Origin of the sequence: Acinetobacter sp. 16 (assembly GCF_033439925.1) — a bacterium.
Classification (GTDB): Bacteria; Pseudomonadota; Gammaproteobacteria; order Pseudomonadales; family Moraxellaceae; genus Acinetobacter; species Acinetobacter junii.
The window spans coordinates 1266066-1285671 of record NZ_CP137746.1 but is presented as its reverse complement, the minus strand read 5'-3'; the positions used below and the strand labels follow the sequence as shown (position 1 = coordinate 1285671).

General features: G+C 41.4%; 5 protein-coding genes. All 5 read right to left on the bottom strand.

The features are described 5' to 3' along the window. Positions 1-6 precede the first annotated feature (6 nt). The 5 genes from R2H34_RS06305 to R2H34_RS06285 all read right to left on the bottom strand — a co-directional run bounded on the left by R2H34_RS06305 (position 7) and on the right by R2H34_RS06285 (position 19605). Positions 7-11025, bottom strand: a complete 11019-nt coding sequence (locus tag R2H34_RS06305) for a PLxRFG domain-containing protein (protein WP_318342523.1) — start codon at positions 11023-11025, stop codon at positions 7-9. A gap of 147 nt (positions 11026-11172) precedes the next feature. Next, positions 11173-13113, bottom strand: a complete 1941-nt coding sequence (locus R2H34_RS06300) for a hypothetical protein (RefSeq protein WP_318342522.1) — start codon at positions 13111-13113, stop codon at positions 11173-11175. Between the two features lie 69 nt (positions 13114-13182). Then, the gene (locus R2H34_RS06295) at positions 13183-15705 is read right to left on the bottom strand and encodes a hypothetical protein (protein WP_318342521.1); all 2523 of its coding nucleotides are present in this window, start codon (positions 15703-15705) and stop codon (positions 13183-13185) included. A 2-nt stretch (positions 15706-15707) separates the two neighbouring features. Next, a complete protein-coding gene (locus R2H34_RS06290) occupies positions 15708-17033 on the bottom strand; it encodes a hypothetical protein (RefSeq protein ID WP_318342520.1) in 1326 nt (441 codons plus the stop codon). Beyond that, positions 17026-19605: a hypothetical protein gene (locus tag R2H34_RS06285; protein WP_318342519.1), complete on the bottom strand. Its 2580-nt coding sequence runs from the start codon at positions 19603-19605 to the stop codon at positions 17026-17028. The genes R2H34_RS06290 and R2H34_RS06285 overlap by 8 nt, the downstream gene beginning before the upstream one ends. Position 19606: the final 1 nt, after the last annotated feature.

The following is a 19606-nucleotide window of genomic DNA, read 5'->3' as shown; positions in this document are numbered from 1 at the left end:
CACTAATTATTCACCAAAAGCAAAGTAACCAGCTTCACGCGCATCTTGACGATTCCGTGACAAATATATGCCATCTTCCGCACGATCTATGCGACGTTGGCGATTACGATAACTTTGATTAAGGTTCATTCTAGTTATACGACGTGATGGATTTTTGTCATTGAAACCTTGAATTTCTTCCCAAATTTCATCCATCTCTTGTTGGTCATCCATCATTTTCGCTCGTGACCATAAAGCCATTAAACGACTACGACGCTCATTAAGCTTTCGGTTAAGCTGATAAATTGCTGTTTTGCCTTCACTGGCTGTACGAACATCAGATGGTGAGAACCCCATACCTTGGACAAGTAAATCCATTGAACTAACTTCATCCATGATAGATACACCAGTTTTGTCTTGTACACCCTCATCAGCATAACGATAGGTTTTAGCAAAGTTTTTAAGAAACACTGGCAGCATACTTTCCACTCCACGTAGATTATGCCCTTCTGAAATTTCCTGAGCACCTTTTGCAATATTTGCCCCAATTCCACCGATAGGACCTAAAGCTGCTGCCGATGCTGAATCCCACCATTTTTTCCCCTCAAGCCCTTCTTGTACGTCTGGTAATAAAAGATTGTTAATACCAACGCGACCAGAAATATCCACACCAATACCACGTGGCGCACCTTTCATTAGCATATTTGAAATCGTTGGTCCAAATGCTTCAGCAAGATAGTTCCGTAATGCAACTTCAGCATCCCAAGGGTCATCGTCATCCCCACCCATCCAAGATGCAACCGACAACAACATTCCAACCATAGGTAACCCAAGCGTACCAGCAAAAGTTGCGTGCATTGCCAAAATAGCAGCAAGTGATTTACGAGCTTCTTTTCGTTCGGCTTCCGTTTCACCTTTGATTGACTGATATGTCTGACGAGCCAATGTGTAAACCATGTTCTGACCAAACTGTTTAAACAGTAAAAGAACTTTAGCAACATTACCTTGCATGATGCGTGGACGGTTTCCGGAACTATAATCAAAATGCCCCTTATACGTTGCATCTACAGCTTGATCAAATGCTGAATCATGCTTTTCACCTGATTGACGTGCTAGACGATATGCTGCAATAAAAGTGACTTCACGGTTAAATCGTTCAGCACTATGGAACATGACACTCGCTGCACGCATAATCGGGCGTGTTTTCCACATAATTCCACTATCTTCACCTTGGGCTATACCAGCTAAATCATGTGCCTGAGTTACGTCAATCACACCACGTGCCACAGCGTCTTCATAAGCCTGTTTTTCATCTTTACTTAGGAATTTAGAAATATCTGAACTAATCGTTTTGTAAAGGTCAGTCTTTGAGCCTTCCCACTTCACTTTATGAAACTCTACACCCTTCCTAAAATCATTGGATGCTTTCAGTAACTCATTAGCTGCTTTGTCAAAACCCCATTTGGCACCCATGATCGGATATGCAACCAATGCTGTCTGCGATAAGTTGACCATAGCCGCTGCTGGTGATAGCCCCAGGTAATAAATAAAGCCCAAACTGGTTAATGCACTTGATAAAGGATGCCCTTTAGGGTTCATTAAGTTGTCATGACGTTTGTTCATTTCATCAATGACACGTTGAGCTGTCGGCTGATCATAACTATCATTAAGCTTACTTTGTTCAGATGCGTATTTCTGCATATCATCAAGCTGCTGTGCCAACTGATCACCATATCGCAATTTGGCAAGATAACCTGCGCCATGAAACATATTCTGAGCAAATGCACGACGAGCATCCTGACTGAATCCAGCAGTACCCTTTCGATGGATACCATGTTTTGCCCAGGATAAATCAGGCATAGATGATAGATATAATTGACTTAAAGTGTCTTCAAATTCTGCCTGTTCAGCTGTGGATAATCCAAGATTATCAACCTCAGCAAATAGGTTAGTCATAAATCCACGGCCAACGGCATCACGAGAAGCATTAAACTCTTTATCCAACACGACTCGATCAGTTTTATAATGAGGATATTTTTGCATTAATTCTGATCGTAGACTTTGTGCTTCTCCCATGGTTTCAGCACGGCTAACGCTCTCAACTTCACCATTTTGATTACGCATCACCACTACATATTTACCAAAACGAGCCAATGGGAAATATACTCCTTTGACATAACCGAAGAAGTTATCATCCATCTGTTTAAGTAAATCAGCTTTCTTTTGACTAGAAAGTTCTGATCGTAAGATGCGCTCTTTAATTGCTTGATGTACTTTTGCATAGTGCTTTTTATAAGCATCACGTGCTTTTAAATACATTGCCTGAGCTTCAGGTGATAATGAATTGTAATCATCACGTAATTGCTTATATCTGGAAACACTGTCCCCTTTCACATAAGGCTTTGTAGGGTCAATTTTTGCTAAAGTCGAATCATGCATTAACTCTGCAAGTTGATCTTCATCGTTTAAATTTGCCCATTCACGCACGATACTATCAGCTTCAGCACCAGCATCGTTCTTATCAGCATCCATTTGAGCAGCCAATTCATTATATTTGTTTAACTGCGGTAAAATTTTGCTGTAAATTTCAGTAAGTTGTCGACGACCTAAGGCTGATAATCCAATACCTAGCCAATCCGTAAATTTATAACCTGTTTTATCCTTGATAGACTTTGCAGATAAATGTTTAATACTTTCACTTAAATTATTGATTGTATTATCAAAAAACTGACGGCTATACAGAGGTGAAGTAGCATTTTCAGCATTATATGAGGATTTCTCAATCATTCGCTCAGCAAGTGCGACTATGTCATTTGGATTGAGGTTGAGATTTATTCCAAAATTATCAAATAGCGTTGCTTTAACATACGTCACTAAATTGTTTATAAGTTTTTGTAGTGCATTACGCTGTACTACATTACGTTGTTGCATAGTTGATGAGAGTGTTAATAGGTATGGCAAATACTCTAGATGTTGACGCTCAGAACCTTGTTCACGTTCCGCAAGTAATTTTGCAGCCATAGCAACAGGATTGCCCTGATCAACCAATTTATTAAATTGATTCATCAATTCATTATATTGCTTTTGAGTCATCATATTCTGAAAACCTGCATGACCACCCAATTCATGTAGGAATGTTGGTATGACACTTTGATCGGTTAGGTTTGATGCAACAAGTACTGCTTTGCCATTGTGATAATAGCCCTCCACACCCTCAACAGAATAGTCTTGAATAATCTCAAGTTTACCCTGACGCTCTAACTCCTTGATCGTATCTTTACCAAAGCGATCAATCAATACACCCCTTACTTGCTGAACTGTAGAGCCTGAATTGCTCTTAGTACGACGGCTATAAAGTAGAGTATCAGAATCGTTCTTAGATGAAAATTCTTGATTTTTATATTTACCAAAAAAGCTTCGATCAACTACAGCCTTACGAGCTTCTGATAAAAACATCATTAAATCAGCGTCATTGTAACGTGAAAGAAATTTATCAAAGCCACGATCACGGAGCCACTGACGAATATATCCAATAACTTCTTTTAGCTTTTGACGTACAAAAGGACGTGACTTGGCATTTTGTTCAACAAAAGCAAATAATTCTCCAACCAAGGCTTGTTGTACATCTGATTCAGCATAAATTCCTTCTTTCGCACCTTGGGTATATGGCTCAATATATGCACTTTCAAACTGTGCCATATTTACACCATTTTTGCTGGCGATTTTGCGGATACCTTCAAGCCCACCTAAAGCGTTATAGAGTTGTTGCAACTTAGTTTTATATTCTTGGCCAAATATCTGCTGTACACCAAAGTGGCCAACAATTTCATGGGTTAATAATTCCTCATAAGCATCAAATGTAGTAAGCTGTTTATTGCTATCCCCATAAACCTGATCAGCAACCACATAGAGCGTGCCATCATGCCAAACACCGCTTACATCATAATTTTGGGTTTTGCCATTTTCATCTTTGTAGGTTGCATCATTTTGTATGACTTTCGGAAGATCGCTAAAACTAGAAATAACCTGAACACTAAAACCATTGGAATTCACATTCCCGACTTTGTTGACCCCGATCCTATTATTAAGACTGACATTGATACGCCCCCTAGAAGACGCATCTTGTGTAGCGGACATTTTGAGATGTTGAAGAATAGAAAGGACTCTACGAGTAGCACTGACAACGGATAAGGGAGTAAAGGTCGTGTCTAATGGTGAAGCACCTCTACGCTCGTTATCAGGTTTTAATTTGTCACGACTATAAAGTTTAATCCCTGTTTCTGTTTCTTCTGTTTTTAGTGTATCAACCAAATCAGAAAACTTTGCATTTATCGCTTTTCGTTCTGTACCAGTAGGAAATGGTCGCTTAAAACCCCATGGTGTAAAGATTGCTGCACTTTCAGGACCAAAATTCAGAAACGGACTGTAGCCACTATTTTGAGAAATTTTATCTTCTACATACCCTTGGAATGCACGTGCTGTCATTTCAGGAGTAGTAATCCAATAATCTGTACCGCGTCCCTGATCTAACTCTTTTGCGTTCATAGCAAAATCCGTTGGTATCATTTTCGCTTTCTCTGTACCATTTTGAGCTTCTGCCAATAGTTTGAGGCGTTGGGCATAGGTATTCATGTATTGACGTAATCGGTCTAATACACCCTTTTGTTCAGCATTAAATCCTGATCTACCACGGACAGATTTATAAATCACACTCAATTTATCTAGGGCATCATTAGACCAACGTGCACCACTAAATATATTTCTACTATTCTTATTATTGTTGTGACGTATTTCCGTAGTAAGTGCCGTACCTGTAAGCAATAACTCAGCAACCGTATCAAACTCAGCCAGCTGTTCAGCTGAGGCAGCTTTGTTAAAGCGCTTGTAATATTTTGGATCAAGCTCACGATTAAGATCAGCACGTAACTTATCTAATTGATCTTTTAAGTTGTTTCTCGCAGAACTAACGAAGCTTTCAACCTTAACAGTATCTTCAATATAGTTTTCAGATTTTCTAAAAATTGTCTGTACCAATTGTTTATAGGCTTCTTGCACATCTTCACGAACATTTGATTTATAAGAGAATCCAGAAGTGACGCTCATATCTTCAAAGTGTTTTGCAATCTTTAATGATCGACTGCCATCCGCGTTCGTTACCCATTCAGATGGGGCTTTGCCATCTTGTCGACCAAAATAGTGATCTAATGCATGCCACCATTCATGAGCTAATGAACCTGCGCCATTCAATTTGGTCAAGTTAATCACAGCACGTTCGGGTTCATAGTGCGCCTTTGCACCACTTAATCCTTGCCCTCTGGCGCCAAACGCTAAAGCGAGTTCCCCATTTAGGCTAATTGCTGCAGGTGGGATATTTAAAATCTCAGCCAAGTCCATGAGACCATCAAAGGCATCATTTAATAGCTCTTGGCGTTCTGCCTGATTATTCCAGTTCCCAAATTCAACACCACGGAAACCAAACACACGAATAAAATCGGCATCTTTAGCATCACCTTTACGGCGATCTAGTCCTTTTCTTACCGTATTTTCAGGTCGAGGAAGATCAATTTCCCCAAAAGTTGTATTGGTTTCTAGGATTTCAATCGCATGGATTGCCATATATTTCATAGCATCTTCACGTGTTTGAAATTCTTGTTCGACAACTTTAACGCGCTTCCGATCACTAATTTCACGATAGATAGAAAAGCTATCTTTTCCAGCAGCCCACACACGATGCTTTTGAGCTACAGCTAGAATTGGTAGTGCAAGTTCAGCATCTTTTTGGGAATCAAAAAATTGTTTGCCTAGTTGCTTGGCATTCCCCTTCCAATCCTTTTTTCTTGTATCCGTGATAATCCATTTACCAACTTCATTTGGATTACTTGAGGCAGCAATTTCAGTAATCTCAAATCGCTTGGCCCAAGTTGGACGATTGTCCTTTGTAGTAGTGCCAGAGGTTTTGGGGCCAGTCTTCACTGAAGTATCTTTACGAGCACCACCAATTTTTTCACCAAAATCTTGAATCGTTTCTTTTTCAGATGTTGGAGCTGTCTTCTTTAAGGCTTTTGTAGGCTCTGATTGTTCTTGCGCTGTTTCACTTCCTGCAATAGCTCCTCGTCCTGATCGTCCACCGCCAACTGTGCCAGTGTCTGGTTCATTAGGTTGCGGGCTAGTGAAGATGTCTTGCTGCTTTTCGGCTTCACTTTGTCTGAGTTTTTCATGTACTTGTCCTAAAATTTGTTCATTGCTTAAAGGCGCATCACCGAAAAGATTTGGAGATGCTTTTGCAGTCATAGCCAATTGCGCATACGACTTTAATGCGTCTGCAACTTTCTGGCTGCTTCGTGCTTTGTTGAGTTTATCACCACTATAAAAAATACTAATAAAGTCTTTCGTAACCTGGTCAATGCTGCCGTCAAATATATCGTCCTGATTCAACATTTCAGATAAAGATAAGTTTTGCTGACGTGCCTTGCGTACCAGGTGGACCGCTTCAACCAAATTGGCTTCGACGTTCACGCCTTCAACCAAAATGCCATCTTGCACACCTTTACGGACTTGCGCCCATTGTGGTGCCGCTTCAATCAAGGCATTACCAATCGCCTTAATATCGCTGTCTTTAGATTCAATCACCTGGCTAATAATTTGAGCATCATTAAAAGCAGCTGCAAGCAAGGCTGATTCAATACGGCGGTATCCGTCCTGAGTGAGTGATACCCCATCTTTATCGAGCATGGTACCGCGCTCGTTTTTAGATGCTACACCGGTTAAAAAGGCATTCACAAAATCACGATTGGCCGTGTTGTTAAAACTGCCACCTTGTACCAGGTGCAAAATATCCATGACTTTCGGTGCATCAGACATGGCCTGTTCACTTGGGCTCATATCCAGTGTTTCACGCTCATTGGATTCTGTGGTATAGGCTACACGCTCGGCCATATTCATTGGTGTGATACGTTCACGGACCAATACCGGTTGCTGCATGTTGGCCACATCATAGCCCTGTTCAGCTAACCATGCTTTGTATGCGTCTGCTTTGCCTATTTGGTAGGCTTTGCGAATCGCCAGGGTACGACCATTACCGCTTTCAACTTCATTACCAGGCGATACGATAGGCGCACCATTGGTAGAGCTTGCACTATCACCCAATAATTTAGGGTTAAGCTTGTTGGCAATGTCATTGACCTGGGTAATGGATTTTAAAGTGGTGCGGTCACGTGGTTGTAAGGCTTGTGGGTATTCTGCATTAATTGCACCGCTGTCCAGATTTGATGTGATTAAGTCGCTTGCTTCAACGACTTTGTGGCGCACCTCAAATTCACGACCTGCAGGTGTAACAACCGTTTCTGTTTTGCTCTGTACTGTATTTGACTGTTGTTGTTGATTATCGAGTTTTGCTAATTCTGCACGAACGGTTTCTGCACTATCCATGCCCTGAATATCCGCACCCATATCCTCCATCATGTCACGTGCACCGTTATACCAACTACGCAGGTATGGACGGATCTTTTCGACACTCACATCAAGATCATTCGCAATATTTTTAGCTAATGCTGCAAACTTACGTGCACCACGTTCAATATGGTAAACCGCGAGTTCCGCACCAATAGCCATGATTTCAGGGTCAATACCACTATTCAGTTGTGATAGCTTGGCTTTTAGACGAGCTCGTAATTCTGCTGCACGATCATCGGATACTAACGTGTTTTTAGAAGGTTCGGCTTTTGCTTTTGGCTTTTCAGGTTGATATTTTTGTTCCTGTGCTTCCGCTTTCTTCTCAATCTCACGTGCCTGACGTAATGCCACCGCTCGATCTGAAACAGAGCGTAATCCGTTCTTAGCACTAGCTTGTAGTTTTTTAAAAAGTGGATGCTCTGGATCTGCCTTGGCCAAAGCCTTGTTCATTTCCTCTTGCCATTTATTGACAGGGTGTTGTGGTTCTATTTTTTGTCCACTTTCAGCCACTGCTTTAGAGGTATCTGAATTTTTTAACCAATCTTTAAATTGATCTTTAGACATTTGAGTAACAGGACCAACCTTCCAACCTTTGTCAAAATTGGATTTATATGCAGTAATGGCTTCCTCCTGGCTGTCAAAACCAAGCATCACCTTATGCTCATCAAATCTACCGCTGCCCTGATCAATCTGATCTACAATGAAGACATTTTCAGATTCAGGATTTTTACCTACATAGGTATCAATATGCTCTTGATCAGCACCAGTAGTACGCTTGATATATCCGTAATGGTCGCTCATATTATGCGACCATTCGTTACCATCTGGATCGGTACCGCGACGTTCTGAACCGCGTGGATTTTCAATAGCAATATCAAGGCCATGTACCTTGATGTGACCTTTTTTATAATTACCAGCTTCAATTTGTGCTTGAGTTGGTTCAGGTAAATCATTATGAACACTTGTTGCGGCTTCATGTGCTGCATTATCTAAATCAGACTGTTCGTTATTCCCTACCCATTCACCGCTATGTGGGTCCTTAACCGCAGTCACCTTGCCCATGAAGTTACGCGCATCATAGTCAATCTTGTAATTCGGATTGTTCTTGATCTTCTCGTATTCACGATCAGATAATTCATAACTACCTGATGTTTCAATTTCGTCAGCCATCATCGTCACACGCGCATTGGTTAAACCATGTGTTTCACGAACACGATCATTTTCAGCGGTGAAAATTTCAGGATTTGCTTCACGTATACGTTGACGTACTGCATTAATTCGGGTAGTAGATTCTTCTATTTTTTTAAATTCGCCACTCAGGTTTTCTACAGTAGTCTTTTGTGGTTGATTCAAACTTACAGTGTTTTGCGCCTGTTCTGTCAAACCGTTTTGCAACTCTGTAATCTGTTTACGGATTTGTGCCTTTTTCGCTACACTTTTTTCATTTTTAAACTGTTTTTCAAGTTCAGTAAGCTGCAACGCACTTTGTACATTCTTCGGTGTGCTGTTCTTGTCATCTTGTGACAAGTGCCAAATTGCTTGCTGTAGGACTTCATCCTTAGTTGGGCGTTTTGGCCATGCATCGCCTGAAACAAAACTTGAATCACCTTTGAAACTTAGGCTTGAAAAATGCGTATTACCACGACGACCTGCCGATGTAATTTCAGCGGTTTTTGCAAGTTCTTCTGCTCGCTTATATAAATCAGGTAATTGCTGCTTTACCTTTTCATTTGAACGTGCCGATGCTGTGTTTCCTAAATTTGCAATGTATTTGCTGTCCTCTGCATTGTTGGCTTGGGCTTCTTTACTTGCCTGTAAATTCAAATCACGTACTTGAGCACGCAACTTATTTTCATTGTACGGATTTGGAACATCATCCTGATTTGAACTTTCTGTTTTTGGTAAAGTATCTACATCTTGAGTTTGGTTATCTTGAGATTTTGGCTGAATCTCAAAACGCTTGCCATCCTGAACCACCTGATAATCATTGCCTAATTTTTTCTTATCAATGAATGCTTGTGCTTTATCCTGTGTGCCAAACCATTTGTTTTTACCGTCTTGACCTAAGATTGGTTGAACAGTTTGCGCTGTATCTGTTTCAATTTCTCCACCCATTGCATCCACTGCATTGAGGTCATACTGTTGAGAAATTGATTCGCCTGCATTGTCAGCCTGTGTATTACTTTGATCAGGCGTATATCCTAATTGTGGAGTAACAGGTGATGCCCCACTATCCACCGCCAAAGCTGCTGCAGATGACATTGGACCATCATTTGGATTAATACCCAAGCGTTCTGACGGTAGCTGTAACTGTGTTTGAGTATCATCAAAATAGTTTCCACCACTCGGAGAAAGTGGGCTATCTGGGTTATTTGATGGATCAAAATTACCAGATGTATTGAAATCAGTATCACCACTGTAATTATTGTCTAATAAATTATCAGCTTCCATTGACGGCTGATCATAAACAAAAGCTGTGCGACCTTGATTGTCGCCCTGTGGTACATCTCCACGTGGAATATATTCGCCAGTTAAAGCACTATCTGGATTTGAGCCAAATTGTGAAGGTGCCGATGGTAGATTAGGTGAACCTGATTGCTGTTGGTTGTCTTGTGGCCCTGTGTCAGATCGACTATTCCACCAATCACCAGTTTTACCCACACCACTGACTGTGCCACCCATTGCCATACCAGCCAAAGTGCCCATGACTGCTGCATTTTCAACACCATCATGCCAAGGCTTATCCAATGCCATATTCTGTAAAATTTGTTCAGAAACGGATTGAGGTAATTCTTCTAAAAAGCCTTCTGAAATTGCGCCTTTAATCACAGCAGTTGGAATTGCTCTCATCGGTGTCTTAGCAATTTCTTCACCTACTTGTTGCGTGGTTAAGCGCCCTGTTTGCATGGCTGTATCAACATCTGATAAGCCCATTTTCTGAGCAAGACGACCACCAGCATAGCCAAACAAGCCACCCAATGCGCCCGTACCAACACTTGCTAAGGATTGATCTGCAGTTAAACGCCCATCTACCGTTTGTTGGCGAATTTGTTCAGCTTGGCTACCCGCCATAACTGCACCTTCACCAACTGCACCAGCTACAACGGGATTGGCTATACCCGAAGCACGACCTAATGCACCGCCAGCTAACATTGAAGGAACAGATTCAACTACGGTATTAGCAATTAATGAGGGATTTGTTAAGGCAACTTTTGTTTTATCAACGACTTTATCTACCCAATTTCCATCTTTACCAGCATCAGCAAATTCTTGTTGTTGGGCTTTATATTGGTCTGTATGTAAATTACCTAGGGCTTGTTTGGCTTCTTTAGGTCGAAAGCCAACAGTACCATTTTTATTCTCAAGTATTTTACCGGTAGCACCATCAGACATGACATCCATGATACCAACAGCCAATTCAGGTACAGCAACCGCACCTTTTAAAGCAGATAAGCCAGTATCTTTTAAGTGTCCCATTACACCTTTTTTTTCACCATCAAGTGCACCAGTAAATGGTTTTAATGCTGGCTGTTGATTTGTATCAATATTTTCGTCAAGTTTACCTGTAAATGGTTTTAGGGTAGATTCTGACATGATGCACTCCTATTGGTATGTGCATAGCATGTATAAAGGGTTAAAAAAGGTCTAACCTTAGAGGGGGATAGACTTTTCACCAAAGAATATCTTGCATCGGTAATATGCGTCGGCATAAAAATAGCCACCCTAAAGTGGCCATCCCAATCAATTGCCTATAAATCGATTACCTTGAGCATCCTCATAAACAGGCTTGCCATTGCTTGTACCTACTTGACGTGTCATGCCATTTGGTAGATTAGTCGATGATGCAGCTGGTGTATTAACGAACTGCTGTGTCTGAGTATCAAATAATTGTTGCGGGCGATTAACCATTGCCATAGCTTCATTGTTCCATTCCTGACCACCACCCACAGTCATATAACGGTCTTTACCATTATCTGCTTTATTACCTGCATAACGATTAATTTTTTCTTGAATGGATTTACGATCTTCATCCGATTTCGCAGCATCATATTGCTCGTACAATTTCTCTAATCGTGCTGAGTTACGAATGCCAAAACCTTTTTCAGTGGCGTTAAGATTAAATTCTCGATTCGCTAAATCATTGTTTGCTTGAAATTTTTGTGCATCAAAGCCTAAATTTGCATTAAATCGGTTATTAGTACCTTGCTCACCTAGTTCCGTACGATAGTTCTGTCCAGCTTGTCCCATGGCTTCACGCTGTAAAGCAGCAACGTTGTTCGCATCGGTGGTATAACGTTGATTGGCACGATTATCCTCACCTTGCTGTAAATCAGACAAAGTACGGACTTGATTCGCAGTTAATCCTCTTGCCCCTGCAATCGGTGTGCTTGCTGCACGAATTACAGCTTGACGTTCTGCTTCCTGTGCTTCATTACGTTGAGGTGCTTGTACAGGATTATTACCATAACCTCGCATACCCAAGCCTAAATTCATTTCACGTTGAGCGATTGCATTTTGAATCTGTTGTTCAGTCGGTCCCATTTCTTGAGTATTAGCAAATAAATTTGCTACCCCACGAGGGTCATTCACTGGTCTTACTTTGAATCCTAGTCCTTCGCCTTCTCTAATACCATCTGCTCGTGCTTGCGCTGCTGCACCAGGATTAGCATAGCTAAAGCTGTTTCCTTTTTGTTGAATAGCATAAGGATCAGAGTTCTGTACAGATCTTGATGGAGTTTGAACTTCAGGCTGTGTTTGTGTGGTAGGTGGTGCTTTATTATTACCAAATGGATTATTTACAACAGTATTTGGATTATTTTGTTTGGTATTAAATTCAGGTTGAGCTGCCTTTGCTTCACTTGCAATACGTTGTTTATCAGCATAAAACCGACCAGCTTGTCCAAAAGTTAAGGCATTACCCAAATCTGATGCATAACCTAATCCTCTGATACCGAAGTCTTTAGCAAACCCTTTTACAGTACCCAAATCTTCAGGTGACTGATCACCAAAACCAAAACGTTCCCGATAGTCTTCACTTGGTGTGGCAGCATTTGCAAATAAGGCCGATGCCGCTCCTAAATATCCAGTGCCTTTTACAAGTTTACTGTTATTAACGAAATTTCTTACGCCTGCTCCAAAACCACCTCCTTGTGTTGGTGCTGGATTGCTTGGACTTGCTGATGGTGAGCTGGCTGTTGAAGATGTATTTAGTGTTGTGCTTGGTAAAGGTCTATTCACATCACGAGTGATACCAGATACATCACGCATTTGGGGCCCACCAATTCTATTTTGTTGTGCACGACGAATATCATCTGCACTTGGGTAGGCACTTGGTACCAATCCACCATTTGCAAAAAATAACTCAGGTTTATTTTGACCAGGCTTGAAACCCAATTGAGGTTGATCAACAGGTACATGTGTTTGATTTTTCATGGCATCAAGTGTTTGCACACCAACCGAATGAACTTGGTCAGGCGAGAGTTGGAACTCACCGTTACTGAGATTAACTGGCGTGGGACTGCCCATGTTTTTTAAATTATCTGTGCCAATTTTTTGGGTCGAATCAGCAGGCATAATATAACTACCTGCTGGAACATTTTTTTTAACATCATCAGAAGTGCCAGTACCTGCACCTTGAATCAGTCCACTTTCATCTTTTGGGCGTTTTTTTAAGCCGTACATGACACTTATTCCAATATAAATATCATGTATGGTTAATCAATACAGGCTGTAAGCGTTAGCCTTACAGGGTTAGTAGCTATAGTTGTGGCTTTCACTCTTGGATTCAGATTCACTTGCGCTATAAGACAATGAACTTGAACCGCTTCCGCTGATACTTGCCGACACGTGCATGGCTGACATGGCACCAGCGGCAAGCTGCGTATTGAACTGTGCAATGCCTTTCATGCTTTCCGCTGCAAGTTCTGCTTTTTTAATTGCGTGACTGAGATCAACCTCATATTTTTTGATCTGCATTTCAGCATACGCCAAGTTAGTCCGTATATTCATATCAGCATAACGCGCCTGTGTTTCCGCATTGGCGATACCTGTACGCATTTTCATATCAGCAAATTTGGATTGAGTATCTGCATAGGCCAGATTTGTACGCAAATTTAAGTCAGCATATTTGGCTTGAGTATCGGCATTAGCTAAGGCAACACGTGTACGAGATTCAATATAGCGGTTATAAATATCACTACTGGCAATCGTTGTCCTTAACGCCAGATCTGCATAACGCGAATGTGCTTCTGATACGGCGATTGCAGTACGTGAGCGCATATCAGCAAAGCGTGACAAGATGTCTGAATTAGCGATACTGACACGGATTTTCATTTCAACATACTTAGATAAAGCATCAGCTAAGGCAATTCGTGTACGTGAATTAGATTCCACAATATTGTTTTGCGTATTCATCTTTTCAATTGAAAGCTGAATCTGAGATTTCATAGCTTCCAGATTAGCCGTATATACTTCTGTTTCAAGTTGTAGCTTTTTCGACTGTGCATCCATTGATGCGCGATACGATTCTGTATTGGCCTGAAACTCCGCAATTCTTACACGCGCAGCTTCCAACTTCATATCCACTTCTTTCATCTTAATATTTGCTTTAGATGAAAGACCTTCAATAGTGGTGGCGTAAGTACGTGCCATTGATTCATAAGCTTGAACCTTAGTGCCCTCAGCCTTAATCTGTGAATCAAACATTTCAACCTTGATCCGTTCCGCACCGACCTGCTCACTATATGCTTGCACTTCTGCTTTATAAGCATCAAAGTGACTTTTCACTAGGTCAGCACGTACAGTTTCACCTTGGATCAGTGCTTTATACACATCCACATTCGACATAACCGCATCAATCTTGGCTTTAAAAATATCGACAGTCTGTTGGTTGATCTGGCCAATCGCCACTTGTGCATCCACCTGGGAGCGAAATGCCGTGATCTTGGCAATGGTGCCTTCAATTTTGGTTTTGTATACGTCAATCATGGATTTAAACGCATCGGTACGTGCATTAAAAATCGAGATTTGTGCATTGAATAGGCTAAGTTTGCTTTCGACTTGGAATTTAGCCGCGTCCATGATATTTGAAACATATGCCAGCCAGAGATCCTGTTTCAATCGCTCCAAGGCAATGCCTTGTTCTGTCAAAAATCGGATATGTTCAAGTTGCTTTTCAAAAGACTGGATCATAATGTCACGGTTCAGATCCGCAGCTTTTAAACGTGCATCATCTCGAATAGCATCAATCTGCTTTTGGGTGGACCCCTGTGGCAAGCTATAGCCCCGACTAGCCCACTGATCAATCACCTCTTGTACTGCGCGTTCGGTTTCACGACTATTGCGTTCACGTGCACGATTGAAAAGTGAATTTTCAATATCTGCAGGTAAGCCGGTGCCGGTAGCAGTGCCATTCATCCAAGCACGAATTTCAGCAACTAAAGGCTGAATTGCGCTGTCATTGTTGTAACTTTGATAGTCCGTTGCGGCAATTGCCTGTGCCTGTTGCATAATGCTATCAATATCGCTTGGTAGCTCTACACTAAACTCTGGTGGTAATTCATCAAATACAGGTAAGGCTTCTGGCTCATACACTGGTAATGTGATCGCTTGAAGCTCTTCAATTTCAGGCAACACAATTTCAGGTGCGTCAGGGATTTCCACACTGCCAATATCAATATCTGGTCGCACTGGTAAATCAAAATTACCCAAGCTCGGCAATGTTGGGAAGTTTAAGATTGGGTTTTCAGGTGCTTCAGGTAAATTCAGATCAGATAGATCTAAACCACCTAAAAGCTCTGAAACATCGATATTGACTGCATCTCGTCCAATATCCAAACCACTTAAACTGAGTTGCGGCAGTGTACCGATTTCAATGTTGGTGTCGATTTCAGGCAAAGAAAAATTAGTGAGTTCTGACGGAATCTCAATATCATTCTGCATGATCAGTGCATCAGGCAGATTAATTTCAAGTGTAGGAATCTTGGGTAATGTGAGTTCGGCAGGCTTTTCAATATCCAGATCTAGTAAATATGGTGTAGGTACATTTACGTCTAAGTCAGGCGCATCTGGCATATCTATCGTTGGAAATTGAGCATTCTCAGGGCGCGGCAATTCAGGTGCATTACCAACAGGTTCAACCGTAACACCTGATAGCGTCGTCATGGCATTACTCATTTCTCCGAGCAACTGATTGCTGCGCCCTTCAAAGTATTTCATCTTGTCCTGAACTTCGGAAATCGCCTGATCAACGACATTCAGTGTTGGAATCATCATCTTTAAATTCTCCGTTTGGTTTTGGTGATATTCACAATCATGTCGTTAATGTAGGCTGTAGATCCATTAATATTGACTGCAAATTCAAAGTGTCTGCCACGTAAACCGCGACCAAAGACCACACGACCATTGGTTAAATATTCGCTCGGCTCTTTTTGTAGAACATAATTAAACTTCTGCAGGTATCCGCTTTGTGTGGTACCAACATCAACGGATAAATTACCGTCCAGGCTATATTCCAGGATCATGCTTTCTGGATGGACTAAGCCACCATCACCTAGATCTAATTTTGCTGTCTTGATCTGCGCAGCGACTACGCCGGAACCTTGTTTAAGTTCTTCAATACCGTTAGCGGTTACACCATAAAGCTGACCATCAATCACAATCAATTCTTCATAAGGGAAATCATAGTAGCGGCTCATGTTCCAACCATCAGCCGTTGCGGTCCATGCTCCGATAACTTCTCTACCATCGTGGTATTCGTCATCTAGGAATAACAACTCGCTCACACTAGATGAAGCACGTTTAATACCTTCAATGGATTCTGAAAAACTTAAACTGGATTCTGACAGGCTTTGTACTTTCCGCTGCCCCGATACCTGATCTGAAAACACTAGGTTTTCAACCACCAGTTCAATGGTGTCGGATAGCTTTTTAAACTCATCACTAAACTGGATCGTATCTTCAATCGTGTCACTGACTATTCGTACAGCTCGATCATGCAGTTTAAAACTTTCTGATACCTGACTAAGCACCTGATTATATTGCTCAAGCTCTTGACCAAGCCCTAAAGTTTCAACAATTAGGGTTTTTAATTTGTCACGTGTTGTATCCGATATGACCAGACTTTCTTCAATCAGATCACTGGAACGTGATATGGCATGTAGGCTATCGCTTAATTTAAGGCGATCACTGATACTTTGGAATGCAGTTTTATAGGTGAAATGTGCATCGACCACCTTAAATGGCTCGATATGCACCGCCTTATAGGTCGCTTTCTCAATTTCTCCCAGGCCAAGATCCTCAGTGATTAGTTCAGATTGTTTTACAAAGCTATGATCAGCTAGGATAAAGACTTCTTCAATCAGCTGGAATTTACGAACGGTATGAATGACCTGATCGGCAAAGCCTAGTTCACTGTCTAACCGTCCTTTACGGCGTGATAAGTCCTCATCCCCAAGCCGGATGATTTCCTCTACATTGTGTCGAACCTTGCTGAGTATGGTTTCAGTGAAGGAAAATTTCTCAACATCACCCGATGTTGTTTTTCCAAAGGCATCGGAACTTAATACAATTGTTTCCTGAGTATCATCACGATAACTACTCATTGATCACCCCGATAAAGTGGTATGCGCGGCTGTGGTTAACCAGGTTTGAATAACCAGTGTATTTCCAAAAACCTGCATCGTTGGTTTCGCTAATATTGGCATATTCCACATCACCTAGAAAAACCCTACTACTTGTACGGCTCATGCCAAAACCGTACTCATCAGGTGAGGGTAAAAAGTAACGGCTGTCTGGCACCTTATCGGATACTGTTACGATCCGATCATTGATCACCCACTTTATATTTCCTGTAGTTTCTATTGGCGTAGTGGTTGATCTACTATAGGTCCGAACTGGTGGTGCACCCCCACCACCACTACTTTTCCACTCATTGTTATTCGGATGAATTAACCAGGTATAATCAACAGGAAAGCCACGTATCCACGGACCATTATCAGCAAAGTCATTGGCAGGTGAAGGATTGTATCGCTCAAATTCTACCCAAACTGGATTACCATTTACCGGCCACGGTGAACCAGTCATCTTTTCAAGGCTGCCTTGCCAAGCAAAAACAAAATCATTTGTCCAGTAACGATAGCTGTAAGGATCTTGCACAGAACCAAATGTTAAACCTTCCGAATTGGTCTTATTTCCAGATACCATTTTTTTAGCATGAAGTACGGTATTGCGGTTAAACATTGGTACCAAGACTGACAAGGCTACCGATTTGTCACGTACTGTTTCGGTTTTAGTTAAATGTGTGTAATAACGATTACGCCACATAGTCCCTGGACGTTGAAAGAAGCCATCAAAAACAAAGAACGGTTGACTGTCATAGCCTTTATCCTCACCTTTAATCGTGGTCTTGGTTTCAGTAGGTGCAATATCCTCCCGGTCATCAATATCCGTCAGATAAAAATTCCCTGAGATCGTGCTATCACCTGACGTTTCATTTTTATACCAAGAACCTACAGTCATGTATTGCTCATAGTTCGTATCTACTTGACGTTGATATTTTTTACTGGTGTAAAAGTATTTAACTACCTTTAGCGAATCATTATCATAGTAGGCATACATAATAGTGTCACATTCAGCAGAAACACCAAGCTCTAATGGACCAAAATCAAAAGATATACATAAACCTTCGGTATATTCAGGAAATTTAATTTGCGGCTGATTGATCGGTTTTGCTGGATGGTAGAGTTTGCCAGTATATAACTTATGAATCTTTCCGTTGTGTGATGCGATTGGATCGCACGTATATTTATCCCAATAGTCGATTTCAGCGGATACATCGTCACCTAAAATAGAGTTGGCACGTTCTAAAATCACAGAATGTTTAATATTCCTGATTTTATATTTAATCGTTTTCGCAAGGCTCCCTTCTGCCCCAAGTGATGACATAACTTTAGACAAATAAGCCGTTAATTGGTTTTTATCATCATTGCTTAGTTCTGTTTCATTACTGATCGTGACTTTATCGGTACCATAATGAATCGGGGAAGGCTCTAAATTCAGGCTTAAACGAAAGGTTGCAGCTTCGGCAATACCTTTATTGTCGTAGCGATAGCCAGTGTTATAGGCTGCATTACCACGACTGTTGAAAGACCAACCACAAGCAGTAAAGAATGCCTGATACGATAAAAACTCCCCACTATCACAGATTTCGATAATGACCCCTGCGCGAACCCATCGTTGAAAGTCCTCACCATTATCAGGGAATGATTCGCCAGATGGAAATGCTCCAAAAGTTTCCAGTACGTTAATAAGTTCCTGATCGCCAAGATCATAGATATATTCGTGAAATTTAGGATCTGCGGTTAACGGTATGATTGGTAAAGGCATCACATAAACCTTTGCACCGACCTGCACCAACCATGGTCGACTTGCCGAATCAAAAGCTACAGCGTGTGTTTTTCCCCACTTGTAATCATACTGAAATTGACCGGATGTGGGTGGAAGGCCAGTATAGCCAGGCAAGCGAACATCAAAATATTTTTCAAGTAATTCTTGTCGCAACTTATCCGGTAACGTGAAACTAATACGCTCCATATCATTGTCTGGCAGTACATCGAAATCCTGACGACCATAGCCACCTACAAACTGATGTAGTTTTGCCATCGTTCCACTGTACCAACCTGGATTATGGCCAACATACTGTGTTCGCTTTACGATTGTTTCTGTTCTTGGTTGAAACTCAGTAAATTTATCACCAGGCATAATAGTAAAGCGATCTAGTTTTACGAGTTGTGGTATTTCACGTTCCAGTTGTCGGCTCAAGCGATTGCGACATTGTTGAGTAAGTTTAATCTCAACCCTTTCCCCTTCACGAATAGTCGCCTTTTCTATAACACCGCTATAAAACATCGGGATATACATTTTAACCAGGCCATCGTCCTGAAAATAAAACTTCTGCTGTTCCTTTTTATCAGCAATGACACGGAAAACACCGCCCATATCTTGCACGATGAAATAACCACCGTCAGGAAGATCATAGGTGTTTTTCAGGTTTTCGAGTTGACTGGCTTCTTTAAAAGTAAGAAAGCGGTGAATCACAGAAGCGATAAAGTTAATATCGTTGTCAGTGAGTACACCGCTAATTACATGAAGCCCATAGGGTTTAGGGCTTGCCATG

Bases quoted from the DNA above. Each gene is read 5' to 3' on its own strand.
- R2H34_RS06285 (WP_318342519.1), bottom strand. From the start codon at position 19,605: ATGGCAAGCCCTAAACCCTATGGGCTTCATGTAATTAGCGGTGTACTC.
- R2H34_RS06305 (WP_318342523.1), bottom strand. From the start codon at position 11,025: ATGTCAGAATCTACCCTAAAACCATTTACAGGTAAACTTGACGAAAAT.
- R2H34_RS06300 (WP_318342522.1), bottom strand. From the start codon at position 13,113: ATGTACGGCTTAAAAAAACGCCCAAAAGATGAAAGTGGACTGATTCAA.
- R2H34_RS06290 (WP_318342520.1), bottom strand. From the start codon at position 17,033: ATGAGTAGTTATCGTGATGATACTCAGGAAACAATTGTATTAAGTTCC.
- R2H34_RS06295 (WP_318342521.1), bottom strand. From the start codon at position 15,705: ATGATGATTCCAACACTGAATGTCGTTGATCAGGCGATTTCCGAAGTT.